Source organism: Candidatus Omnitrophota bacterium (assembly GCA_026387175.1).
GTDB lineage: Bacteria > Omnitrophota > Gorgyraeia > 2-01-FULL-45-10 > 2-01-FULL-45-10 > CAIMPC01.
On sequence record JAPLME010000012.1, the window covers coordinates 20,189 to 44,301 of the forward strand.

Below are 24,113 nucleotides of genomic sequence, written 5' to 3' on the forward strand. Positions count from 1 at the left end.
TGTTCCCTTTAAGCCCAGACTCTTTTTTCGATCGTCGCTTTGACCTTTTTCGACGGGTAGAGGTCCGTTATTATCTCATCCGGTGAAAACCAGAGCTTTATTTCCCTCTCCGCTTCCTCGAGATTGGCCGACGCGTGGATAACGTTTTCGTAAACACCCTTCGTCGTGATGCGCCCGTAAGCGCCCCTTATCGATATGGGGTCTGCCTCTTCCGGGTTCGTGGCGCCGCAGATCTTCCTTACTTTCCCGATCGCGTCATCGCCCCAGTAGACAAGCGCCATCACTTTTTTCTTGTGGTAGGCCCCCATGATATATTTGATGAGGTCCGTGAAAAACGGCTTGTCTTTCAATAATGCGTAGTGCTGCTCCGCAAGCTCTTTAGATACCTGGACGATCCTGCACGCGACTATTTCGAGTTTCGTTTCGGACAGCCTGGTGAGCACGTTACCCGTAAGGGATTTACTCAATCCATCGGGCTTGATCAATACTAACGTCTGTTCTGCCATAATCTCCTCTCTATGTTTATTATTATATCTTAATCAATTTGAGGGGTCTTCGTCAAGGCTTTTTCGTGTTAAGCATATCCAGTATGCGGTTCATATCATCGGTCGAATAGTATTCTATCTGGATAACTCCTCGTTTTTTACCGTGGGTTATGCGGACGCGCGTCCCGAATAGCTGCTGCAACTGGCTCTCAATATCTATTATGCTCTGATCCTTCCTTATCTCCACCGCAGGCTTAGCCCCGCTCATCCTGCGGGCAACCAGGCATTCGGTCTCTCTGACCGAAAGGCCTTTTTTAACTATCAGGTTGCAGACCCTCAGCTGATCTGTTTCCGCCGGAAGCGACAGGATCGCTTTAGCGTGCCCGGCAGTTATAATGTTCTTTGAAATATAGTCCTGTATCTTCTTCGGCAAGCCCAATAGCCTTATAGTATTAGCTATTGTCGAGCGGTCCTTGCCGAGCGCTGTGGCGATCTTCTCCTGCGTGAAATTAAAATCCGTGATGAGTTTCTGGAAAGCGAATGCCTCTTCTACGGGATTTAACTCTTCGCGCTGTATATTCTCTATAAGCGAAATCTCCACCATATCGATATCGGTGACATTCCTCACTATAGCGGGTATCTTCTCTATCCCTATCGCCCGCACCGCCCTGAGACGCCTCTCTCCCGCTATCAGTTCATATCCATCCGCTGTCTTCCTGACCAGGACGGGCTGGATAACCCCTTTTTCTTTGATAGAGCTTATAAGCTCGTTTAATTTTTCCTGATTAAAATCCGTACGAGGCTGATATTTATTAGTTGTGATCCGCGCAGTATCTATATGCAGGATCTGTTCATTGCCTGACTGCTTCAGATTGGCAGAAGATGCTGATACAACTGCAGTCGGCGTCAATAGCGCATCTAAACCCCGGCCCAATGCTCTCTTTTCCATTATTTAACCTCCGCTTCACTAATATTCTGCAAGTTATTGCTACTATTGAAGTTATCTTTCATTTCTTTCTCAACGCCTAACAATTCATTTACAAAATCCTGATATTTCTGGGCACCAATAGAATGCTTATCATAAAGCGCTATTGGTTTGCCAAAACCAGGCGCTTCAGTAAGCTTAACATTTCTTGGTATAACAGTATTATAGACCTTGCCTTTGAAAAAATTCCTCGCTTCATTAATCACTTCATTTGTTAAATTTGTCCTGAAATCTGCCATTGTAAGCAGAACACCTTCGATATTTAAAGCAGAATTTATGTTTTCCTTAACAAGGTTTATTGTATTAACTAACTGGCTGAGGCCCTCCAAGGCATAATATTCACATTGTACCGGTATCAGGACAGAATCTGCTGCAGCAAGCGCATTTATCGTTAAAAGTCCAAGCGATGGAGGACAGTCTATTATTATGAAATCATATTCGGGGAGTATAGCCGCTATTGCTTTTTTCAGCTTGTATTCTCGCCCCATTATACCTACAAGCTCTACTTCCGCGCCGGTTAAACTCAATGTGGAAGGGATAATTGAAAAATGATCTATACCACTGCTTATTATAATAGATCTGGGGTCAGCATCTTCGATAAGCATTTCATATACACTTGCTTTGATATTATGCTTATTTATACCGAGACCGCTGGTGGCATTACCTTGGGGATCTATATCTATAAGTAGGGTTCTTTTGCCTGAAAAGGCTAAAAATGTGGCAAGATTAATAGCAGTTGTCGTCTTCCCGACACCGCCTTTTTGATTGCATATAGCGATTGTTCTAGACATTCGTATTAATTTTCCACGTGGAACAATAATAACTTATTGGAAATTTTTATACTCTATTTCTCAAAAGTCTACACTATATTAGCTAAAAAGTCAAGGTTATGCTAACTATTCTTAGCTAACGAGGCCTGCTCGGTTATTGTTAATAAAGTGTTAACAACCCAATATAAAACAAGCCCCGATGGCATACTGTAAAATATAAAGCCGAATACTATCGGCATGATAATCAACATCATCTTTTGCTGCTCTTTTTGCTCAGCCGTAACGGCACTGCCCATCGTCTTAGTGGAGATCTTCTGCTGCATAACCATGGCCGCTACCATTATGATAGGAAGAATATTTATGCTATTGCCGATTAAGGGCAGAGTAAAGGGCAGCCTGACCGCATCCGGGGAGGACAGATCTCTTATCCAGAAGAAACTTGCATTACGCAGCTCTATGGATTTCATCAGCGCTGAATACAAAGCTATGAATATCGGCATCTGGAGCAGTATTGGCAGACAGCCGCTCAATGGGTTAATCTTATATTTCTTATATAACTCCATTATCGCCTTATTCAATTTATCCGGGCTATCCTTATACTGCTTCTTCAGCTGTTCCATTTGAGGATGTAATTCTTGCATCTTCTGCATGGACTTAAAGCTTTTTACAGTGAGGGGGAATAGAATGATATTCAAAAACACCGACAGCAATATTATCGAAAATCCCCAGCTGCGTGTTACAAGATGAAAAAATCCCATTACAGTTATCATTACTTTGCTTATTCCGCCGAAGAATCCATAATTAACCGTTGTCTCAAGCCCATAATTCAGTTCCTTCAATGCGGGTATACTGCTTGGCCCTGCATATAGAACAAACTTATTATCTATGAAAGAATTTGGCTGAATAGTAACAGCATCTGTATCTATCCCCATCACCAGGGCGCCGCTTTTACCCTCGCTATAAAATTGGGATTTGGTGGATATGAATGGTTTCAGCACGAGCGAAAAATATTTATTTTTAAGAGTTGACCAGCCTACGATCCCTAAATTAATTATACGCTGGCCCGGCTTCGGCCTTTTAAAGCCCAGTGTCTTACCGTTTATATCAGCAGTGACTTCAACAAATCTCTTATCCTGATTATTAACTTCGGATATGCCGGCGCCTCCTATTATCCTATAACTAAATTGTTTTGACGATCCCGAGATATTTTTTACTAAAATGTCTAAACCTATGCCGTGCTTAGACTTATATAATGTGTACCTTTTTGTTATTTCAAGATCGCCCGTTCTAAGAATATAAGTCACCGTCTCTCCGGAGACCTGTGATGAGTAAAGAGCATTATCTATATCGGTATTAGTTACGCTACTGATATTTAGCAAGTATTCTGCCGGGTTAGTTAATTTTACCAAATCTAAGTTTTCAGTTGAATTAGATGCTTTAAAGTCTTTAAGCCTGATCTTCTTTATCGCGCCGCCTATATTACTGAATGTCAATATGTAGGTGCCGGTTTCGGCTTCGAGCTCTTTTTCCTCGACGCTAGGAGTAACTTGCTGTATAATTCCGGCATCTTTGGCAGGTTCTGCCGCTACCGGACTGGCTGCTTCGCGTGGCGGCACAGTAACTGGTTTGGGCGATAGAAATTGGAAGGTCACAACGATAAGAACCGATAGTGCTATGGCTAATATCAGCCTTTTTTCCATTTTAGCTTACCTTACTGGATCGTAGCCGCCTTGTGAAAATGGATGACAGCGCAGTATCCTTTTTAATCCCTTAAATGATCCGGAGAATATTCCGTATTTTTCGATCGCTTCTATAGTATATTCTGAGCAGGATGGGTAGAACCTGCAACATTGTATGTTCATGGGCGACAAATACTTACGATAAAACTTCAAAATAGAAATTGCGCCGATTTTTAAATATCTCATAGCAGAATCCCGGCTTCTTTCGCCAATGCTAAAAAAACACAACCGATCTCCTTACGCAAAAACTTCTTTTCGGGGCCCTTCCTTACGATCACTACCATATCAAAGGCCGGTTTGAAGATCGGTTTATTTTTTCTATAAACTTCGCGGAAAGACCTGCGGATGCGATTGCGAATGCAGGCTCGCCTTACATTCGCGGAACTTATCGAAAAACCCATACGGTTGTAGGCTAAGCCGTTGGGCATTATCGACAGAATGAAACCGTTTTTTCTGAAAGACCTGCCTTTTTTATATACCGCCCTGAACTCCCTCGACTTTAAAATATGCTCTTTTTTCCTGAAAGTCTCGTCGGAGATCATACGGTAAGCTTATGGCGGCCTTTTCTCCTTCGTCTCTTTAATACTTCCCTGCCCCAGCGGTCCTTCATTCTTTTTCTAAATCCGTGTTTTTTCTTTCTCTTGATATTGGATTTGGGCTTTAGGCCATATTTCATTTTACGTTCCTCTCTTTCGCTGTTTTGATGTTGTTAGATTATATCATAAAGGCCCGCCCAGTCAATCATTTAATTTCACTTTATCAATTTTCCTTGCAATGCGGGCCATACTTTTATATAATAGCGCATGCTGTGCCGTATTAACGGTTAAAAACCATTGTGCACAACATGTGCATAACTTGTTATTTTGTGTGGGACTGGCTTAATATTATTGTGGATAACTGCAGATTGGCGGACAAATGAGCGATTCCGGCAGCGTCTGGACAAAAGCACTGGATATTATCAGAAAAGAGCTCGATAATGAGCAGACGTTCAATATCTGGTTCAGCCCTATCAAGTGTTCCTCGTGTACGTCGGAGAAAATGATCCTGGAGGTGCCAAACAAGTTTTTCCAGGACTGGTTATTGAACAGATATATGGATGTCCTGAATTCCGGCGCCAGGAAAGCCTGCGGCGCGGAAATCAAGATAGAATTTATCTTCGGTGCCGACGAGTCGGCCAACACGGAAATCGAGGCGGCAAAGAAAGAGGAGACGAAAAAAGAAGTTAAAGGTTTTTGGCCGTTTTCGAAACACGCTCCGGACCACGCCAGAGAACTGGGGCTCGACCCCAAGTATACATTCGATAGTTTTGTTATCGGGTCTTCCAACCGCTTTGCCCATGCCGCGGCCATGGCGGTCTCCGATTCTCCGGCGAAAGCCTATAATCCTCTCTTTATATACGGCGGCACAGGGCTGGGTAAGACGCATCTTATGCACGCCATAGGGGATCGTGTTCTCGCGAAGAGCCCAAAGACAAAAGTCCTGTACATTTCGAGCGAGGACTTCACCAACCAGATGATAAGCGCCATCCAAAACCGATCGATGATCAAGTTCAGGGAGAAGTACCGCAGCGTCGATATCCTTCTGATAGACGATGTGCATTTCATCGCCGGCAAAGATTCCACGCAGGAAGAGTTCTTCCATACTTTTAACACTTTATACGACGCGCACAAACAGATCGTCGTGACGAGCGACCGCCCCCCGAAGGAGATAAACAAGCTGGAGGAACGGCTCGTATCCAGGTTTTTGTACGGACTCGTGACGGATGTCCAGCCGCCTGATTTTGAGACGAGGATAGCTATATTAAAGAGGAAGTCCGAAATAGCGGCATTGACTCTGCCTGAAGATGTTTTTTATTTTCTTGCGGAAAAGGTTAAGACCAATATCAGGGAGCTGGAGGGCGCGCTTATACGTGTGGTCGCATATTCGAAGCTTATAGGAAAAGAGGTCTCCGTCGACCTCGCTAAGGAAGTGTTGAAGGACATGATCATAGAGGGTGAGAAGAAGATCACCATAGACCTTATACAAAAGAAGGTGAGCGAGTATTTCGATATAAAACTTTCCGATATGAGAGCGAAGAAGCGCTCGAAGGCAATAGCATACCCGCGTCAGGTGGCGATGTATCTCGCCAGGCAGCTCACTGATTATTCACTTCCGGAGATAGGAGACCAGTTTGGGGGGCGCGACCATACTACGGTAATACACGCCTGCACTAAAGTGGAAGGTGATTTAAAGAGTAAAGACGGTTTTAAGGTTTTGTTGGGGCGATTAATAGAAAGTATTAAAGGATAAGCCTGGGTATCCTGTTTGGCGTGTTGATAAGTTTTTTGGTTTTGGGTAGCGGTGGGTTTTTATAATATATTGCGGTGTAGATAGTTAACACGTTATACACTTATCCACAGGTATTACTACGGCTATTGCTATTTTTTAATTTAGTATAATAATCGAAGGGAGTAGAGGGAATGAAATTTACCGCGCCTAAGGATGTGCTGTTAAAAGGTATACAGAGCGTGCAGACGGTGATAGATTCGAAAGCGGTACAGCCGATACTGTCACATATACTGATAAAAGCCGCAACAGACAACTTAATATTAACAGCAACGGATTTCAATGTGGGGATAATAACCACGATCCCCGTAAAACCATCGATAATCGGGGCGATAACGGTGCCGGCGAAAAAATTTTCGGAGATAATTAAGGAGCTGCCGGACGGCGAGGCTATTTCGATATCGGTAAAGAAGAATAATATCATCAACATAGAGTGTGGCAATAGCAACTTCAAAATAATGGGGCTGTCGGAAGAGGAATTTTCCAAGCCGCCCGAATTCAAAGACAAAAATTATGTAACATTAAAACAATCCAGGTTAAAGATGATGCTCCGCAGGACAGGTTTTGCGACGGGCCACGACGAGATAAGGCACGTGTTGAACGGGATATTGTTTGTGTTGAAACCCTCAGGTTTAAGGCTCGTGGCGACCGACGGAAGATGCCTTGCCATGACGGAAGAAAAGATGCAGCTTCCGAAAACGCTCGAGGGGAAATTTATATTACCGTCGAAAGCTGTAGCTGAGCTCGACAGGATCCTGGCCGACGACGGAGAGGTGAGGATGTCGGTGGCGGAGAAGCAGGTGATGTTCGATACCGGGGTGACGAAGCTGGTCTCCAGGCTCATCGAGGGCGACTTTCCTAACTATGAACGCGTGATCCCTGAAGAGACGAAAGAAAAGATAACCGTCTCCAGGCAGGCTCTTCTGGCGGCCATAAAACGCGTCGCGCTCTTCACAAGCCCCGACTCGATGTTCGTCAGGGTGGATGCGGCCAAGGACAAGATGGTTTTATCGAAGAGTGACCCTCATACGGGAGAAGCTCGCGTAGAGTTAACGGCGCAGTATAAAGGAAAAGAGCTGTCGATCGGGTTCAACCCCGATTATCTTATAAGCTTATTGAAGAATGTGGACCAGGAGACGATAGCCCTGGAGCTCGTCGACGCAGAGAAGCCGGGCGTTGTGAGGATCGCGGATGAGTATGTCTATGTGGTCATGCCCAGACAGCCAAGCTAAGGGCGGCAACAAAGGCGCGGAACATTTCAGCCAGCTCATAAATAAAGTTATAGAGGGGCTGAGCGGTAAAGAGCGCCTCGGCGAAGAGGAGATAGAGGCCGCCTGGAGAAGAGCCGCCGGGGATGCGGCCGCCAGGCATTCGAAGCCCGTCTCGTTTAAGAAAGCGAGCCTTATCGTGAGCGTGGCAAGCTCCAGCTGGCTGTACGAGCTGACCGTACGGAAAAAAGAGATAATGAAGATGCTGGAAGCGGAATTAAAAGGGAAAAAAATTAAAGAATTAAGGTTTCGAATAGGCGATATAAAGGATACCAAATGAAAGAGAAGAAGATGAAGAAGACGGAAGAAAAAAATTCACAAGGCAGCAAGGAAAAAGCCGCCGCGGTAAAGAAATACGATGCTACCACAATAACGGTCTTGGAAGGCGTGGACGCCGTAAGGAAGCGTCCGGCGATGTATATCGGCGACACCACCCAGCGCGGGCTCCACCATCTCGTCTACGAGGTAGTCGATAACTCCATAGACGAATGCATGGGCGGTTACGCGACGACCATAGATGTCATCGTGCATGCGGACAATTCCGTTACCGTGATCGACGACGGGCGCGGCATCCCCGTCGACATCCACAAGACCCAGGGGAAGCCCGCGGTCGAGGTAGTGCTGACGACTCTCCATGCCGGCGGCAAATTCGACCACAGGGTATATAAAGTCGCCGGGGGCCTTCACGGCGTCGGAGTCTCGTGCGTCAACGCGCTCTCCGAATGGCTCGATGTCGAGGTGAAGAGAGAAGGCAAGATATACCACATAGGTTTTGAGAAGGGGAGAACGTCCGAGAAGCTGAAGACCATAGGAAATACGAAAGAGAACGGCACCCGCGTCACGTTTAAGGCGGACAAGGAGATATTCGATAAAGGCGGGATCGTCTACAGTTTCGACGCCCTCGCGAACCGCCTCAGAGAGCTCGCCTTCCTCAATAAGAACGTGAAGATAACGCTGAAAGACGAGAGGGCAAAGGATAAATTCGAGGAGTTCCAGTTCTCCGGCGGTATAATCTCGTTCGTCGAATTTCTAAATAAAAATAAGAACGTGCTGCACAAGAAAGTCATATATTTCGAAAAAGAGAAGGACGGTATCCAGGCGGAGGTCGCCATACAGTATAATGACGGATACGGCGAAAATATATTCACGTTCGCCAATAATATCAATACCATCGAGGGCGGGACGCACCTGACCGGCTTCAAGTCGGCGCTCACCAGGACGATAAACCAATATTGTAAGTCACGTAAACTTTTAAAAGAGAGCGACCCGGCGATGTCGGGGGAGGACGTGAGGGAAGGGTTGACCGCCGTAATAAGCGTGAAGGTCCCGAACCCTCAGTATGAGGGGCAGACCAAGACGAAGCTGGGCAATTCCGAAGTCGAAGGAATAGTCGAGGCGATAGTGAACGAGGCGCTCACCTCATTCATCGAGGAGAACCCGCCCATCGCCAATAAGATAATCGAGAAGGCAGTGCTGGCCTCAAGAGCGCGCGAAGCCGCCAGGAAAGCGCGCGAGCTCACCAGGCGTAAAGGCGCGCTGGAAGGGGCGGCCCTTCCGGGCAAGCTGGCGGACTGTCAGGAGACTGATGCCGCGGTATGTGAGCTGTACCTGGTCGAAGGAGACAGCGCCGGAGGTTCGGCCAAGCAGGGGCGCGACAGGCGGTTCCAGGCGATATTGCCGTTAAAAGGCAAGATACTGAACGTAGAAAAATCGAGACTTGACAAGATCCTCAACAACGAAGAGATAAGGACCATAATAACCGCGATAGGCACAAGCGTGGGTGAGGAGTTCAACCTCGAAAAGCTGAGATACCATAAGATTATAATAATGTGCGATGCCGATGTCGACGGTTCGCACATAAGGACGCTTCTATTGACATTTGTATACAGGCAGATGCTTGCGTTATTGGAAAAAGGTTATATATATATCGCCCAGCCGCCCTTATATAAGATAAAGAGAGGCAAGAGAGAGGAATATATACAGACCGAAGATACTCTTAATAATCTGTTATTAGAATTGGGCGCGGAAGGGGCTACGCTTGTAAGGGCTAAGGATAAGAACGAATTCACGGATAAGCAGCTAAAAAGCGCGTTGGATGCCCTGGTAGAGCTTACCAGTCTAACTAACGCAGTAGATAGACATGGAGTAAGTTTCTCAAAATACCTTAGTTTTAGACATAAGAAGACCAAAAAACTGCCACTTTATATGGTCAAAGTGGAGGGAGAAGACCAGTTTTTGTATAATGACGACGAATTGGCCAAGTATGTTCAATTGGAAGAAAAGGGGTCGAAGAAAAAGGAAAAAGAAGCCCCGCCTGCGGAAGAGCTGCAGGTAAAGACCCCGAAATATACGGAGTTTTATGAGGCGAGGGAGATAGAGAAGATAATAGAGAGGATCGAAAAGCTGGGGCTGGACATCGAGGATTATGAAGCCGGCGAGGGGGCCAAGCACAAGTATTTCATAAAGACCGAAAATGGTAAGCACAGTTTTTGCGATCTTAAGGAGATCTTAAGGTTTATAATAGATACGGGCAAGCAGGGAATGAGCATACAGAGGTATAAAGGGCTCGGAGAGATGAACCCGCACCAGCTCTGGGAGACTACGATGGACCCGGAGAAGAGGACTCTATTGCAGGTTACCCTGGAAGATGCCGTAGCCGCCGATTCTATGTTTACGATATTGATGGGTGAAGCGGTCGAGCCGAGGAGAGAGTTCATCGAGAAGCACGCCCACGAAGTCAAGGTATTGGACATATAATTAATTTATAGCTATTACAAGGCCGATATCAGGGATATCGGCACTTAGCATACAAGAAGGCTTAATAAACTAGGAGTGATATGTACGCGCTTAATGAAAAAGTAACGCCCAGATGTATAGAAGAGGAGATGAAGGATTCGTATATAAATTACGCGATGAGCGTAATAGTCGGCAGGGCCCTGCCCGATATACGCGACGGGTTGAAACCCGTGCACAGGAGAGTGCTTTACGCTATGAGAGAGTTGGGGCTCGAACACAACAAGCCGCACAAGAAGAGCGCCAGGATCGTCGGAGAGGTGCTCGGTAAATATCATCCGCACGGAGACGCCTCCATCTACGATACACTTGTCCGCATGGCGCAGAGTTTCAGCCTGCGTTACCCGCTTGTCGACGGCCAGGGAAATTTTGGATCTATCGACGGAGATTCCGCGGCGGCGATGAGGTACACTGAGGCCAGGCTCGAACATATCACGGACTGGATGCTTCTCGACATCGACAAAAACACGGTCGATTTCGCGCCAAACTTCGACGGGTCTCTGGAGGAGCCGACCGTGCTGCCGTCATGCCTGCCCAACCTCCTGGTAAACGGCTCGAGCGGTATCGCCGTCGGAATGGCGACGAATATCCCCCCGCATAATTTAAAAGAAGTGGCGGATGCCATAATACATATAATAGAGAACCCCGCATGCGAACCCAAGGAACTATTGAAGAAGATAAAGGGACCCGACTTTCCGACGGGCGGGATAATAAAAGGATACGAGGGTATAAGGAACGCTTACCTGACGGGCCGCGGGCTCTTAAGGATACACGCGAAGGCCTTTATAGAGGAGATGAAGAGCGGGAAAGAGGCCATTATTATTAAAGAGATCCCGTACATGGTCAACAAATCAAACCTCATCGAATCGATCGCCGATCTCGTCCAGGAGAAAAAGATAGACGGTATCACGGACCTGAGAGACGAATCCGATAAAGACGGAATGCGTATCGTTATAGAGCTGAGGCGCGGGGCTATCGCGCGGGTGGTATTGAACCTGCTCTACAAGCATACCCAGATGCAGCAGACATTCGGCGTCATTATGCTGGCTCTCGTCGACGGGCGTCCCAAGGTCCTGAACCTGAAAGACATGCTCGTCGAATTCATAAAGCACAGGAAAGATATCATTGTGAGGAGGACGCGGTTCGATCTTGAGAAAGCGCAGGACCGGGCGCATATCCTGGAAGGCTTGAAAATTGCGCTCAAGAACCTCGATAAGATAATAAAGCTTATAAGGGAATCTAAAGATCCCCAGGTCGCGAAAGCCGCCCTTATCGAAAAGTTTGATCTTTCGGACAAGCAGGCGCAGGCGATCCTGGAGATGCAACTGCAGCGTCTCACAAATCTGGAGCGCGAAAAGATCGACAAAGAGTATCTCGAGCTTATAAAGAAGATAGAGTATTATAAGTCGATACTCGACAGCGAGAAACTGGTATTGCAGATCATCAAAGACGAAACTAAGGAGCTTGCGGAGAAATTCGGCGACGAGAGAAGGACTGAAATCGCTCCGGAGGCGGAGGAGCTCGAGATAGAGGATCTGATAACAGAAGAAGACGTTGTTATCACGATGAGCCACGGCGGCTACATTAAGAGGCTTCCGATCTCCAGCTATCGCAAGCAGCACCGCGGCGGCAGGGGCGTGGCCGGGGCCGATATAAAAGAAGAGGATTTTATAGAGCACTTATTCGTGGCCTCGACCCATGACTCGCTGCTCTTCTTTACCGATAAGGGTGTGGTGCACTGGCTTAAAGTTCATGAGATACCCGAAGCGGGGCGCAGCTCTAAAGGTAAAGCGATCATAAATCTTCTGGCAATCGGCCCCGGCGAGAAGATAAGCGCCTTTGTGCCCGTGAGAGAATACAAGGATGGGCACTTTCTCGTTATGGCGACAAAGACCGGTTCGATAAAGAAAACGGATCTTCAGGCCTATTCGAACCCACGCAAGGGGGGCATCATAGGTATGGGGTTGGAAAAAGGGGATGAGCTCATCGGCGTCAAAATGACCAACGGCTCCAATGAGATACTGCTCGCCACTCGCGAAGGCAAAGCCATACGCTTCAAGGAAGAGCAGGTGCGCGATATGGGCCGCTCCGCGAAAGGCGTGCGCGGAATAAGGCTGGGCAAGAAAGACGCCGTTATAGCCATGGAGATAGTGGACCCCGACCAGACGATCCTTACCGTCACGGGCCTGGGATTTGGGAAGAGGACCTTATTCAAGGAATACAGGTTGCAAACCCGAGGCGGGAAAGGTATTATAAATATTAAAGTTACGGGTAGGAATGGCGAGGCCGTGGGCTTAAGGACCGTTTCGGATAAAGACGAGCTTATGCTCGTCACCGAAAAGGGAATGGTGGTCCGCTGCCCGGTGAAAGACGTTCGTACCACAGGCCGTTCCACTCAAGGGGTCAGGCTGATGAAGCTTGACGCTCATGACGTGGTGGCGTCGATGGCTAAGATAGTGCCTGAAGAGGAAACGGAGAAAGTGGTAGAGGCCATTCCTGCCGCTATTCCTCAAGATAGCGTAAAAGCGCCTGAGCCGCAAAAAGCCGAAGTGAAAGAAACGAAAAAAGAGCCTGTCAAGGAAGCGGCTCCGGGAAAGAAGCCCGCGGCAAAGCCAAAGGCTAAAAAAATCAAAAGAAAATAATTCAGCGTCCCCATCGTCTAGTCTGGCCTAGGACATCAGATTTTCATTCTGACGACCGGGGTTCGAATCCCCGTGGGGACGCCATTCTACACGATGGGGCCATCCCAAAAAGGGACACCCTGCAATCTCAACCCCCGCCCCTTTAAGTTTATTTATTACAGGGTGTCCCTTTTTGGGATGGCCCCCGTGGAGCCAGGATGCAGATTGTAAATGGACAAATAATTTTACAAAGCGCCATAGTAAAAAATACCACCCTTCTTATCGAAAACGGCAGGATAAAACGCCTCGGCAAAGCCGCCGCATTTCATAATGCGGATACGATCGACGCGAAAGGTTTTTTCATCTCGCCGGGCTTTATCGATTCCCATATTCACGGCGATCCGGCGAAAATATTCCCATACGAAATAAGATACGGCACCACGGCGATAGTCCCCGCCATATCATGCGGCTTGCCCGGAGACATCGCGAGGTCGGTAAATTCGATCAAACATTTTAGAGATACCGACGCGCTTGGCCCTTCTGCGCTGGGCTTGAGGCTCGAAGGGCCATTCATCAGCAAAGAGAAATCGGGCGCTCAAGATAAAAGATTTATAAAGCCGCCCTCTCCGCGTGAACTCCGCGGGATAATTAAAAGATGCGGGGGTCTTCTAAGGATCGTGACTCTTGCGCCCGAGCTCAAAGGCGCCGGAGAGCTGATACGGATTTTAAGGAAAAACGGTATAATAGCGTCGATGGGGCACACAAATGCCGGTTATGAAGAGGGGATCAAAGGCATAGATGCCGGCATGACTCATGCCACGCATTTGTTTAACGGGATGCGCCGTGTTTCCAGCAATGAAGACAGCGCCGCGATCGCATGCCTGGCCGATAAACATGTCTGGATCGAGATCATATGCGATTTAATACATGTTCGGGCGGCATTATTGCGTCTGGCGATTGCCGCAAAGCGCAAAAATATAATATTAATAACCGACTCGGTGCGGGCTGAGGCGCATGGCTGCGGGATAAGCGGGGGAGTATACAGGCTAAAGGACGGCACCATAGCAGGCTCACGCCTTACGATGATAGAAGCAGTAAAGAACGCGGTGCGATCCTGTGGAGTCCAGCTCAAAGACGCGGTGGCTTTCGCGACGATAAATCCGGCCAGGCTCCTGGGCATTGACGCTTTTAAAGGATCCATCGCGCGGGGGAAAGATGCCGATATCGTAATATTCGACAAAAATTTTGATGTAAAAATGACGATCGCGCGTGGTAAAATAGCCTATCGGAAAAGAGGTTTTTGATAGTATGTGCGGAATAGTAGGATATGTGGGAAGCAAAAAGGCCCAGGATGTGATTCTGAAAGGCCTGAGCCGTCTTGAATACAGAGGCTATGATTCCGCCGGCGCGGCGATACTCAATACCGCCGGCAAGGTAAGCATAGTGAAGAAGCAGGGAAAATTGAAGGTTCTTGCCTCAGAACTTTCCGGCAACCCTATCGAAGGCAGTGTCGGAATAGGTCACACCAGATGGGCCACCCATGGCGTTCCCAGTGATGCCAATGCCCACCCTCACCGCGATTGCGCCGGAAAGATAGCGGTGGTGCATAACGGTATAATCGAGAACTATCTCAAGCTTAAGAACGAGTTAAAAAAGAGAGGGCACAAATTCGTCTCGGAAACGGATACCGAAGTAATACCTCATCTCGTGGAGGAGCTTTATAAGAATGACCTGGAAGAAGCGGTGCGTAGAGCCGTCAAGATGCTGAAGGGCTCTTATGCCATCGCGGTGATCCATAAAGACGAGCCGTGGAAAGTGGTAGGGGCCAGGCTCGATTCGCCTCTCATAGTCGGGGTCGGCAAAGACGAAAATTTCCTCGCAAGCGATGTGCCGGCTATCCTGGACTACACGCATGATGTCATATATCTCGATAATTACGATATAGTGACGATCACGAAGGAGTCCGTGACCGTGAAAGATACGGCGGGCCGTATTGTACAAAAGAAACCTTCCAGAATAAAATGGGATATAAGCCAGGCGGAAAAGGCCGGCTATAAACACTTTATGCTGAAGGAGATATTCGAACAGGGAGATGTAGTAGAAAAGATCATAGATGAAAGGATAAAGGACGGCAGAGTCGAATTCGACGAGCTTAAGATAAAAGAAGCGGATTTTAAACGTTTTAAGAATATAGCGATAGTGGCGTGCGGCACCGCCTATCATGCCGGGCTTACCGGCAAATATATGATAGAGGAGTATGTGAAGGTCCCCTGCCTCGTCGATACTTCAAGCGAGTTCCGCTACCGGAGCCCGGTGGTGGATAAAGATACGCTCGTCATCATAGTATCGCAGTCGGGCGAAACGGCGGATAGCCTTGCGGCCCTCAGAGAAGCCAGGAAGAAGGGATGTAAGGTGCTCGCGATCTGTAACGTGCTGGGCAGTTCGATCGCTCGAGAAGCTCACGGCGTCATATATACGCATGCTGGCCCCGAGATAGCGGTGGCGTCTACCAAGGCCTATACCGCGCAGCTTGCGATATTCTATCTGATCACGCTGTATCTCGCGTGTATCAAAAGGACGATCTCTCCACCCGGGTTAAGGACGCTTATCAAAGAATTTAAAAAATGCGCCGCGCTGATGAACGGGCTCCTGGACGAATACAGGTCCGATTATAATATACTGGCGGCGTATGCCCAGGAGTTTAAAAAATATTACCACTCGAAACACAATAAATCGTATTTCTTATATATGGCGCGCAATATAAATTATCCAAACGCGCTTGAGGGCGCGCTGAAACTGAAAGAGATATCTTATATCAGCGCCGAAGGGTATCCTGCCGGTGAAATGAAACACGGGCCGATAGCGCTTATCGACGAGAACCCGTGGGTCGTCTGTATCGCGGTAAAGTCAAAGACCTACGATAAGATGCTTTCGAATATACAGGAGATAAAGACGCGCGGCGGCATAGTGATAGCTATGGTTACCGAAGGCGACAAAGAGATAATGCACCATAATGTGAACTACACTATCGAAATACCATCGGTAGAAGAGCTCTTCTCGCCGCTTCTGGCGGTGATCCCGCTTCAGCTTTTGGCCTACTATGTGGCGTTTGAATTCGGGTATGATATCGATCAACCCAGAAATCTCGCCAAATCCGTAACGGTAGAATAGCGGTTATGCCCGGGACTCTCTACATAGTCTCCACCCCCATTGGTAATCTGGCCGACATGACACTTCGCGGGATCGAGACATTAAAATCCGTGGATCTTATAGCCGCGGAGGACACTCGCCACACCAGGATACTGCTGGGCCACTATCAGATAGCCACCGGGATGACCAGCTACTTCGAATACAATAAGATCCAGAAGACAGAATATCTCTTAAAGATTTTACAGGAAGGGAAGTCGGTCGCCCTTGTCTCCGACGCCGGCACCCCCGGTATTTCAGATCCCGGATACAGGGTGATCCGGATGTGCATAGATAACAAGATACCGGTCGTACCGATACCGGGTGCGTCGGGCCTCTTGACGGCTCTCGTCGTATCGGGCAAACCCACCGATAAATTCACATTCGAGGGATTCCTGTCTAATAAACCCATAAAGAGAAAAAACCAGTTGAAGAAGCTTAAAAGCGAAGAGAGGACCGCGGTGCTCTACGAGTCGCCTCACAGGATACTTAAATTACTGGCGGATATACTTGAGGTGTACGGCGACATCGAGATTGTCGTAGCGAGGGAATTGACCAAGAAATTCGAGGAGCTCAGGCGAGAAAAGGTGACGGACGCGCTCGGGCATTTTAAATCCGCTTCGCCCCGGGGCGAATTTATAGTGATAATTTAAATGGCGACGACAAAGAGAAATATAAAAGCGCTATTTTTAACGAAATATTCGCGCGAAGGCGCCAGCACCAGATACAGGTTTCTGCAATACTTCCCTTATCTGGAGGCCGAAGGCGTACGGTGCACCTTCTCATCGCTTACGGACGCGTCGTATTTAAAAAACCTCTACGCTATTAAAAGAGGAACGCCCGGTGATTATACTAGAGCGTTTTTCCGCAGGGTGAAAGCGTTCCTGGGCGTCCGTAAATATGATATAGTGGTGATAGAATATGAGATTTTGCCTTATTTCCCGCCGGTCCTGGAAACGGCCCTGAAGGCATTAAAGATCCCCTATATCGTCAATTACGATGACGCGGTATTTTACAGGTACAGCCAGAGCCCGAAGCCATGGGTGAGAGCGCTCCTGGGCAATAAGATAGACGTGGTGATGCGTAACGCGAACCTTGTCATTGCCGGTAACCAATATTTGGCTGACTATGCCGCGAAAAAAGCAGGGGCTCCCCATGTCGAGATACTGCCCACGGCAGTGGATATAAAAAGATATCCGCTTATCTCCCCGCGCAAAGAGAACCCGATATTCACGATCGGCTGGATAGGATCGCCGTCCACAGCGAAGTATTTAACCGATATCGCTCCGGCGCTTGCCAGAGTATGCGAGGGAGGTAGAGGCAAAGTGGTTTTAATCGGCTCAGGCCCTGTGAAGCTTGAAGGCCTCCCGGCTGAGGTTAGGCCATGGAGCGAAGAAACCGAGGTGCGGGACCTTGAGTCGTGCGATGCGGGGATAATGCCGCTTTACGACGGATTATGGGAGAAGGGCAAATGCGGGCTCAAGACCATTCAGTACATGGCGTGCGCTCTTCCCGTAGTCGTGTCCCCTGTAGGCGTAAACAGGGAGATCGTTGAGGATGGCGCGACCGGCATTCTGGCGTCTAGTAACGACGAATGGGTTCGCGCCCTTACAACGTTAAGAGATGATAAGGCATTAAGAGGCCGACTGGGACTTGCCGGGCGTAAAAGGGTGGAGGAGAGGTATTCGGTGCAGGTGGCTGCGCCAAAATTCGCGAAACTCATCATAGAAGCGTCTGGAAAATAAAAGTTGACACCGGCGTGAGATATGGTATAATAGAGTCCGGTTCAGATCAAAACCTTTTAAAGATCGGTCCTTGAGAGGCCGGAAAAGGAGAAGAATAAGATGAGACTGCCCATTTATCTGTTTAAGGTAAGTGGGATTTTTTATGCCCGGGGAAGGGAGATATGGCTGTGAAAGAGAAATCCAAAGTAATGGATAAAGAGGCGATCGATAAAGCGCTCGAGCGCATAGCCCACGAAATCATCGAGCATTTCGAGGATCTGGACGATATAGCGGTGATAGGAATAAAAAACCGCGGAGCACACCTGGCCCAGCGCCTTGCATTAAAAATAGGGCGTATCACAAAGAAGAACCCGCCCGTCGGAGCGCTCGATATAACTCTTTACAGGGACGACCTTACGCAGGTAGCGGAACAGCCGGTTGTCCATGCCACGGAAATAGATTTTACCATAGAGGGCAGGAATATAGTCCTGGTCGACGACGTTCTCTTCACCGGCCGTACGATAAGGTGCGCCCTTGACGCTCTGATAGATTTCGGCCGCCCGGGCTGTATACAGCTCGCCGTGCTCGTAGATAGGGGGCATAGGGAGCTTCCGATAAAAGCCGATTATGTAGGCAAGAATGTGCCGACATCCGCCGATGAGCTTGTCGAGGTAAGGCTTGCGGAGACAGACGGCAAAGATGAGGTTGTGCTTTGTCAGAAGACGTCCTAAAGATGAGGTTGTTCTATGAATAATAAGTTTGTCTGGACCAAAAAGGACCTGCTGGGGCTCGAATATCTTTCAGCTGAAGAGATAAAGTTCATTTTATATACCGCCGGAAGCTTTAAAGAAGTGACGACCAGGCAGATAAAAAAAGTGCCCGCGCTTCGGGGCAAAACGGTCGTGAACCTGTTCTACGAACCGTCGACGAGGACCCGCGCTTCGTTTGAGCTAGCGGCAAAGAGGCTGTCGGCGGATGTTTTAAATATAGCAGTGGAATCGTCCAGCGTGAAGAAGGGCGAGACGCTGATGGACACCGGAAAGAATATAGAGGCCCTCAAGATAGATATAATAGTGGTGCGCCATAACTGCAGCGGCGCCCCGCAGATACTGGCGCGTTCGGTCTCCTCCAGCATCGTGAACGCGGGTGACGGATGGCACGAACACCCGACTCAGGCGCTCCTGGACATTTTTACGTTAAAAGAGAAACTCGGTAAAATAGAGGGCTTACGGGTCAGCATAATAGGCGATATAGCGCACTCCAGAGTCGCGCGTTCGAATATCTGGGGGCTGACCAAATTAGGCGCCAAAGTCACCGTCTGCGCGCCGGAGATGCTGATCCCCGAAGGTATAGAGAAAATGGGCGTTAAGACCACGACGAACCTCGATGAAGCATTAGAAGGGGCGGACGCTATAAATGTGCTCAGGATGCAGTTTGAGAGAGATGCGGCCGTGGCCTTTCCGTCAAAACTCGAATATTTAAAGAATTACGGTATCACCACAGAGAGGCTCGCCAAATGCAAGAAAGATATAGTGGTTATGCATCCAGGGCCCATCAATAGAGGTGTGGAGATGTCGAGCGAAGTGGCTGATGGTAAAAACTCGGTCATATTAGAGCAGGTGACCAACGGGATAGCGGTCAGGATGGCGGTCCTCTATCTTGTCTCAGCCGCCAAGGATAAACCCGGAGGCTTAAAGTAGTGAAATATCTCATTAAGAACGGCAGGGTGATAGATCCCGCTAATAAGATCGATGGAGAATTTGATATACTGGTCTCCGGTGATAAGATCGAAAAGATCGGCCCGCGCTTAAATGAGAAGTGCGGCAAGGTTATAGACGCTAAAGGCAAGATAGTCGCCCCGGGCTTTATCGATATGCATACGCATCTGAGGGAGCCGGGCAGGGAAGATAAGGAAACTATCGCCAGCGGCACCCGAGCCGCCGTGCGCGGCGGATTTACCACTATCTGCTGTATGCCGAACACGGAGCCCGCCATAGACAATCCCAAGACCGTAAAACTCGTCAAAGATATTATTAAGAAGGACGCTTTATGTAATGTCCTGATAGTCGGAGCCATAACGCTTTCGCGTCTGGGTAAAGAGCTTGCCGATCTTGCCGGTATGAAAAGGGCAGGCGTTATAGCCCTTTCCGACGACGGTTCATCGGTAGAGGATAGGGACCTTATGCGGGATGCGTTTAAAGAGACAAAAATAAACGGCATGCTCGTAATGGACCACTGTGAGGATCCTGCGTTATCGGCTCTCGGCGTGGTCAACAAAGGTTTTATCTCTACGAAGATGGGGCTCAAAGGAATAGCTAAAGCCGCGGAATACGAGATGATAAAGCGTGATATAGAGCTGGCTGAACGAGCGGCCGCGCGGATCCATATAGCGCATGTGAGCTGCGGCGAATCTGTGGAGATAATAAGGAAAGCGAAGAAGCGGGGGGTGAAGGTGACGGCAGAGACAGCGCCTCACTACTTCACGCTTACGGAAGAGTGCTGCGTGACGTATGATACAAATACAAAGATGAACCCGCCTCTTCGGACGAAAGAAGACGTCGAAGCCATAAAGAAGGGGCTCTCCGAAGGCACGATAGACGCCATAGCTACGGATCATGCGCCTCATACAGACTCGGAGAAGGACGTTGAATTCGATTTTGCTCCATTCGGGATAATAGGCCTCGAGACTGCGCTCGGCCTGGCTGTGACGGAACTGGTCGAGAAAAAAATTCTATCATGGGACGAACTTATCGAGAAGATGTCCATTAACCCCGCGAAGATCCTGGGCGTCGAGGCCCTCGGCCTGAAAGAGGGCGCTCCGGCGGATATCGTAATAATAGATCCTGCGGAAGAATACACGTATGCCAAAGGCTCCATAGAATCGAAATCGAAGAACTCGCCTTTTGTGGGCTGGCGGCTTAAAGGAAAAGTCACGGACGTTTTTGTCAGAGGCGAACCTGTGATGGAAGGAAAGTCGATCAAGGCGGACAGATGAGACAGTTAAAAGCGGAGATATTATCGAATAAAAAAGTCGGCAGCGGCTTTTATAGAATGAAGCTCGGTGAAAACTATCTGGCAAAAATCACGCGGGCCGGGCAGTTCGTTGAAGTAAGATGCTCGAGCGGCGCGGAAACGCTTCTTCGCAGGCCGCTCGGCGTGCATAGGATATGGCCCGACGGTATCGAGATGCTGTATGAGGTGGTGGGGAAGGGTACTGCGCTTCTCTCCGAAAAAAAAGCCGGCGAAAAACTGGATATGATCGGGCCTCTGGGGAACGGTTTCGATACGGATCTCGCGTCTGATATCAATATACTGGTAGCGGGAGGGATCGGCGTGGCGCCTCTTACGGCGCTCGCGGAGAACTTACGCGCAAGACAGAATAAAAAAGTGCATGTCATGATCGGCGCCAGGACGAGATCGCATATAATGTGCAAAGAAGAGTTCAAGTCTCTGGGATGCAGCGTCAAGATTTCCACGGATGACGGGTCAAGGGGCTATAAGGGCTTTGCGACGGAGCTTCTCATTAATTTACTTGCAACCTGTAAGCCTGAGACCTATTTGCCCCAATTCAGGCGCGTGATGGTCTACGCTTGCGGCCCGATGGAGATGCTGAGGGCCGTAAGGGCGATTACGCTAAAGCGCGGCATCCCGTGCCAGGTCTCGCTCGAAGAGCGCATGGCATGTGGAGTAGGAGTTTGCCTGGGCTGTCCCGTAAAGATGAAGACGGGCGGCTACAAGATGGTCTGTAAGGACGGCCCGGTTTTTAACACGGAGGATCTCGCCTGGTGAAAATGAATCTAGGAGTTAAGATAGGGAAGCTGAAACTGAAAAACCCGGTGATGGTGGCCTCCGGCACATGGGGCGCCGAATACGGGGAGCTCTACGATATCAATAAGCTCGGCGCGATCGTGCTTAAGACTATTACTCTCGAAGAGCGCACGGGTAACCCGTCGCCGCGCGTATGTGAGACAGCGTCCGGCATGCTTAACTCGATAGGCCTTGAGAATAAGGGCGTCGAGGATTTTATCAATAACAAATTGCCTAAATTACGCGGCGCCAAGACGCATGTGATAGCAAGCATCGCAGGTAGCGGCAAGAATGAGTTTAAAGAGCTTGCCAGGCGCCTTTCCAGATGCGAACGAGTGAATGCGCTCGAACTTAACCTCTCATGCCCCAATATCAGCTATGGTTCAGGAGAAGACCTTATCGCGCATAATGAGAAAGCGGTCTATGAAGTCGTGAAAGCCGTAAAGCGCTCGACAGGGCTCACGATAATAACGAAGCTCTCTCCCAATGTTACGGATATTAAGGTCTTCGCGAAGGCGGCCGAGGCGGGAGGTTCCGACGCCATCGCGCTCACCAACACATTCATAGGCATGGCGGTGGATATTAATACGAAGAAGCCGATGCTCGGCAATGTCACAGGCGGATTGAGCGGACCGGCGGTAAAACCACTGTCATTAAGGGCCGTCTGGGAGGCGAGCAAAGCTATCGACATCCCGATCATCGGCATCGGCGGTATAATGGATTATAGGGATGCCGTGGAATTTATGCTCTGCGGGGCGAGCGCTATCCAGGTTGGGACAGCTAATTTCGTTAACCCCAGGGCACCGGTGGAAATAATCAAGGGCCTGGAAGAATATTTAAAGAAAAAGAATATAAACAGCGTTAGTAAATTAATCGGAGCGGTAAAACTAGGATAACTTATGGATCCGAAAGAGAAGCTGATAATAGCGCTTGACGTGGATACGAAAGAGAAAGCGTTGTCGCTCGTCGATATGTTAAAGAGCGATGTAAAGTTTTTCAAGATCGGCCTTGAGCTCTTTTCATCATGCGGCCCGTCAATCGTCGGAGACGTAAGTCGAAAGAGCTGTCGGATATTCCTGGACCTGAAGTATCATGATATACCCAATACCGTATCAAAGTCTGCGGTAAGCGTAACCAAGCTGGGCGTCTTCATGTTAAATCTTCATGCGCTTGGCGGATATGAAATGATGAAGAAGGCCGCGTCGGCTGTCAGGCAGGAGGCCGATAGATTAAAGATAACAAGGCCGAAGGTCATCGCCGTCACTATCCTTACAAGCATGGATGAAACGGCCTTGAAGAAAGCGGGTATAAATGATACTATGGACGCCGCGGTCTTGAGGCTGGCGAAGCTGGCAAAAGAGGCAGGACTCGATGGTGTTGTCGCCTCACCGTCCGAGATCAAGTTATTGCGAGAAGGCCTCGGCAAGGATTTTCTGATAGTCACTCCCGGGGTGCGGCCTGAATGGGCCGCGGCAGGCGACCAAAAGAGGATCGCGACGCCTGCTCAGGCGATTAGGGATGGTGCCAGCTTTATCGTAGTCGGCCGCCCTGTGACGGAGGCCAAAGACCCGCGGGAAGCGGCAAGAAAAATATTGAAAGAGATGGATCTGTGACCGACAAAGAGGTAATTGGGCTATTCGAAAAAAACAATGCTCTTCTGAGCGGGCATTTTAAACTTTCCAGCGGCCGGCATAGCGAAAAATACCTGCAATGCGCTCTCGTGCTCCAATATCCGGATATAGCCGAAAAGCTCGCGAAGGAGCTGGCCGAGAAATTCGCCGGCACCAAAATCGACCTTGTAGTAGGGCCGGCACTCGGCGGAATGACATTTGCGTATGAAGTCGCCAGGGCGCTCGGTGTACGCGGAATATTCACAGAGCGGGATGGGGGTAAGATGACCTTGCGTCGCGGCTTCTCGATAGCTTCCGGAGAGAAGGTCCTTATAGCGGAAGATGTTGTGACGACAGGCCTGTCCACTAAAGAGGTGATGGATGTCGTAAGGGCACATGGCGGTGCAGTAGTGGCCGTGACGAGCATAATAGACAGGAGCGATGCAGCTCCCGACTACGGAGTCAGGTTTGAGTCTCTCGCGAAGATCAAGGTAGAGACATATGAGCCGGAAGCGTGTCCGCTCTGTAAAGCAGGAAGCCCGGCGGTAAAGCCCGGTTCCAGGAAATAAGAAAAATAATTTTGTGGGCAAGTAGCTCAATGGCGGAGCACTCGGTTTACATCCGAGTGGTTACAGGTTCGAGTCCTGTCTTGCCCACCATAATAAGTCAATCTACCTCTGTGTTTTAAGGTTTAGCGTAGGGACTTGAAGCTTGCGAGCGCCGACGAATAGGAGGAAAAGGTCTCCGACCGGCAGCGAGCAAGCTGGCTACGCAGGTGAGCTCTGCGAACCGAAGTAGCC

23 protein-coding genes and 2 tRNA genes are annotated in these 24,113 nt (G+C 48.9%); 18 read left to right on the forward strand and 7 right to left on the reverse strand.

Features of this window, described 5'->3' with window-relative positions; all coding sequences use genetic code 11:
* Positions 1 to 8: 8 nt before the first annotated feature.
* From NTY76_07390 to rpmH, 7 genes are all read right to left on the reverse strand, one after another.
* Positions 9 to 506, reverse strand: coding sequence for a nucleoside-diphosphate kinase (locus NTY76_07390; protein ID MCX5678909.1), 498 nt, complete (start codon positions 504 to 506; stop codon positions 9 to 11).
* Positions 507 to 558: 52 nt separating this feature from the next.
* Entirely contained in the window at positions 559 to 1,434 is an 876-nt protein-coding gene (locus NTY76_07395) for a ParB/RepB/Spo0J family partition protein (GenBank protein ID MCX5678910.1), read from the reverse strand.
* Positions 1,434 to 2,261 (reverse strand): AAA family ATPase, encoded by an 828-nt coding sequence (locus NTY76_07400; protein MCX5678911.1) that lies wholly within the window; start codon positions 2,259 to 2,261, stop codon positions 1,434 to 1,436. Before NTY76_07400 ends, NTY76_07395 begins: the two co-directional genes overlap by 1 nt.
* A 101-nt stretch (positions 2,262 to 2,362) precedes the next feature.
* Positions 2,363 to 3,940 (reverse strand): membrane protein insertase YidC, encoded by a 1,578-nt coding sequence (gene yidC / locus NTY76_07405; protein ID MCX5678912.1) that lies wholly within the window; start codon positions 3,938 to 3,940, stop codon positions 2,363 to 2,365.
* A gap of 6 nt (positions 3,941 to 3,946) precedes the next feature.
* Positions 3,947 to 4,165 carry a membrane protein insertion efficiency factor YidD gene (gene yidD, locus NTY76_07410; GenBank protein MCX5678913.1) on the reverse strand — a complete coding sequence of 73 codons (219 nt, stop codon included), beginning with the start codon at positions 4,163 to 4,165 and terminating at the stop codon, positions 3,947 to 3,949.
* Positions 4,162 to 4,521, reverse strand: coding sequence for a ribonuclease P protein component (gene rnpA / locus NTY76_07415; protein MCX5678914.1), 360 nt, complete (start codon positions 4,519 to 4,521; stop codon positions 4,162 to 4,164). Before rnpA ends, yidD begins: the two co-directional genes overlap by 4 nt.
* Positions 4,518 to 4,655, reverse strand: a complete 138-nt coding sequence (gene rpmH / locus NTY76_07420) for a 50S ribosomal protein L34 (GenBank protein MCX5678915.1) — start codon at positions 4,653 to 4,655, stop codon at positions 4,518 to 4,520. Before rpmH ends, rnpA begins: the two co-directional genes overlap by 4 nt.
* Before the next feature lie 239 nt (positions 4,656 to 4,894).
* Here rpmH and dnaA point away from each other — a divergent pair, with 239 nt between their 5' ends.
* The 18 genes from dnaA (at position 4,895) to NTY76_07510 (ending at position 23,972) form a co-directional block, all read left to right on the forward strand.
* On the forward strand, positions 4,895 to 6,268 hold the full coding sequence (gene dnaA / locus NTY76_07425) for a chromosomal replication initiator protein DnaA (GenBank protein MCX5678916.1): 1,374 nt from the start codon (positions 4,895 to 4,897) through the stop codon (positions 6,266 to 6,268).
* Between the two features lie 170 nt (positions 6,269 to 6,438).
* On the forward strand, positions 6,439 to 7,536 hold the full coding sequence (dnaN, locus tag NTY76_07430; GenBank protein MCX5678917.1) for a DNA polymerase III subunit beta: 1,098 nt from the start codon (positions 6,439 to 6,441) through the stop codon (positions 7,534 to 7,536).
* Positions 7,508 to 7,852 carry a DciA family protein gene (locus NTY76_07435; GenBank protein ID MCX5678918.1) on the forward strand — a complete coding sequence of 115 codons (345 nt, stop codon included), beginning with the start codon at positions 7,508 to 7,510 and terminating at the stop codon, positions 7,850 to 7,852. The genes dnaN and NTY76_07435 overlap by 29 nt, the downstream gene beginning before the upstream one ends.
* A complete protein-coding gene (gyrB, locus tag NTY76_07440) occupies positions 7,849 to 10,329 on the forward strand; it encodes a DNA topoisomerase (ATP-hydrolyzing) subunit B (GenBank protein MCX5678919.1) in 2,481 nt (826 codons plus the stop codon). The genes NTY76_07435 and gyrB overlap by 4 nt, the downstream gene beginning before the upstream one ends.
* Positions 10,330 to 10,409: 80 nt before the next feature.
* Positions 10,410 to 13,007, forward strand: a complete 2,598-nt coding sequence (gene gyrA, locus NTY76_07445; protein MCX5678920.1) for a DNA gyrase subunit A — start codon at positions 10,410 to 10,412, stop codon at positions 13,005 to 13,007.
* Between the two features lie 6 nt (positions 13,008 to 13,013).
* Positions 13,014 to 13,091: transfer RNA gene (locus NTY76_07450), tRNA-Glu, on the forward strand.
* A 113-nt stretch (positions 13,092 to 13,204) separates the two neighbouring features.
* Positions 13,205 to 14,290, forward strand: a complete 1,086-nt coding sequence (gene nagA / locus NTY76_07455; protein ID MCX5678921.1) for an N-acetylglucosamine-6-phosphate deacetylase — start codon at positions 13,205 to 13,207, stop codon at positions 14,288 to 14,290.
* Positions 14,291 to 14,294: 4 nt separating this feature from the next.
* A complete protein-coding gene (gene glmS, locus NTY76_07460; protein ID MCX5678922.1) occupies positions 14,295 to 16,157 on the forward strand; it encodes a glutamine--fructose-6-phosphate transaminase (isomerizing) in 1,863 nt (620 codons plus the stop codon).
* A gap of 5 nt (positions 16,158 to 16,162) precedes the next feature.
* Complete coding sequence (gene rsmI / locus NTY76_07465; protein MCX5678923.1) at positions 16,163 to 16,825, forward strand: 16S rRNA (cytidine(1402)-2'-O)-methyltransferase; 663 nt, start codon at positions 16,163 to 16,165, stop codon at positions 16,823 to 16,825.
* Positions 16,826 to 17,917: a glycosyltransferase family 4 protein gene (locus NTY76_07470; protein ID MCX5678924.1), complete on the forward strand. Its 1,092-nt coding sequence runs from the start codon at positions 16,826 to 16,828 to the stop codon at positions 17,915 to 17,917. It begins immediately after the preceding gene.
* 167 nt (positions 17,918 to 18,084) lie between these two features.
* On the forward strand, positions 18,085 to 18,627 hold the full coding sequence (gene pyrR, locus NTY76_07475; protein MCX5678925.1) for a bifunctional pyr operon transcriptional regulator/uracil phosphoribosyltransferase PyrR: 543 nt from the start codon (positions 18,085 to 18,087) through the stop codon (positions 18,625 to 18,627).
* A 15-nt stretch (positions 18,628 to 18,642) separates the two neighbouring features.
* Complete coding sequence (locus NTY76_07480; GenBank protein ID MCX5678926.1) at positions 18,643 to 19,596, forward strand: aspartate carbamoyltransferase catalytic subunit; 954 nt, start codon at positions 18,643 to 18,645, stop codon at positions 19,594 to 19,596.
* On the forward strand, positions 19,596 to 20,891 hold the full coding sequence (locus tag NTY76_07485; GenBank protein ID MCX5678927.1) for a dihydroorotase: 1,296 nt from the start codon (positions 19,596 to 19,598) through the stop codon (positions 20,889 to 20,891). Before NTY76_07480 ends, NTY76_07485 begins: the two co-directional genes overlap by 1 nt.
* Complete coding sequence (locus NTY76_07490; protein MCX5678928.1) at positions 20,888 to 21,685, forward strand: dihydroorotate dehydrogenase electron transfer subunit; 798 nt, start codon at positions 20,888 to 20,890, stop codon at positions 21,683 to 21,685. The genes NTY76_07485 and NTY76_07490 overlap by 4 nt, the downstream gene beginning before the upstream one ends.
* Positions 21,686 to 21,687: 2 nt before the next feature.
* Complete coding sequence (locus tag NTY76_07495; protein ID MCX5678929.1) at positions 21,688 to 22,599, forward strand: dihydroorotate dehydrogenase; 912 nt, start codon at positions 21,688 to 21,690, stop codon at positions 22,597 to 22,599.
* 3 nt (positions 22,600 to 22,602) lie between these two features.
* Positions 22,603 to 23,316, forward strand: a complete 714-nt coding sequence (gene pyrF / locus NTY76_07500; protein ID MCX5678930.1) for an orotidine-5'-phosphate decarboxylase — start codon at positions 22,603 to 22,605, stop codon at positions 23,314 to 23,316.
* Entirely contained in the window at positions 23,313 to 23,882 is a 570-nt protein-coding gene (gene pyrE, locus NTY76_07505; GenBank protein ID MCX5678931.1) for an orotate phosphoribosyltransferase, read from the forward strand. Before pyrF ends, pyrE begins: the two co-directional genes overlap by 4 nt.
* 15 nt (positions 23,883 to 23,897) lie before the next feature.
* Positions 23,898 to 23,972: transfer RNA gene (locus tag NTY76_07510), tRNA-Val, on the forward strand.
* Positions 23,973 to 24,113 lie beyond the last annotated feature (141 nt).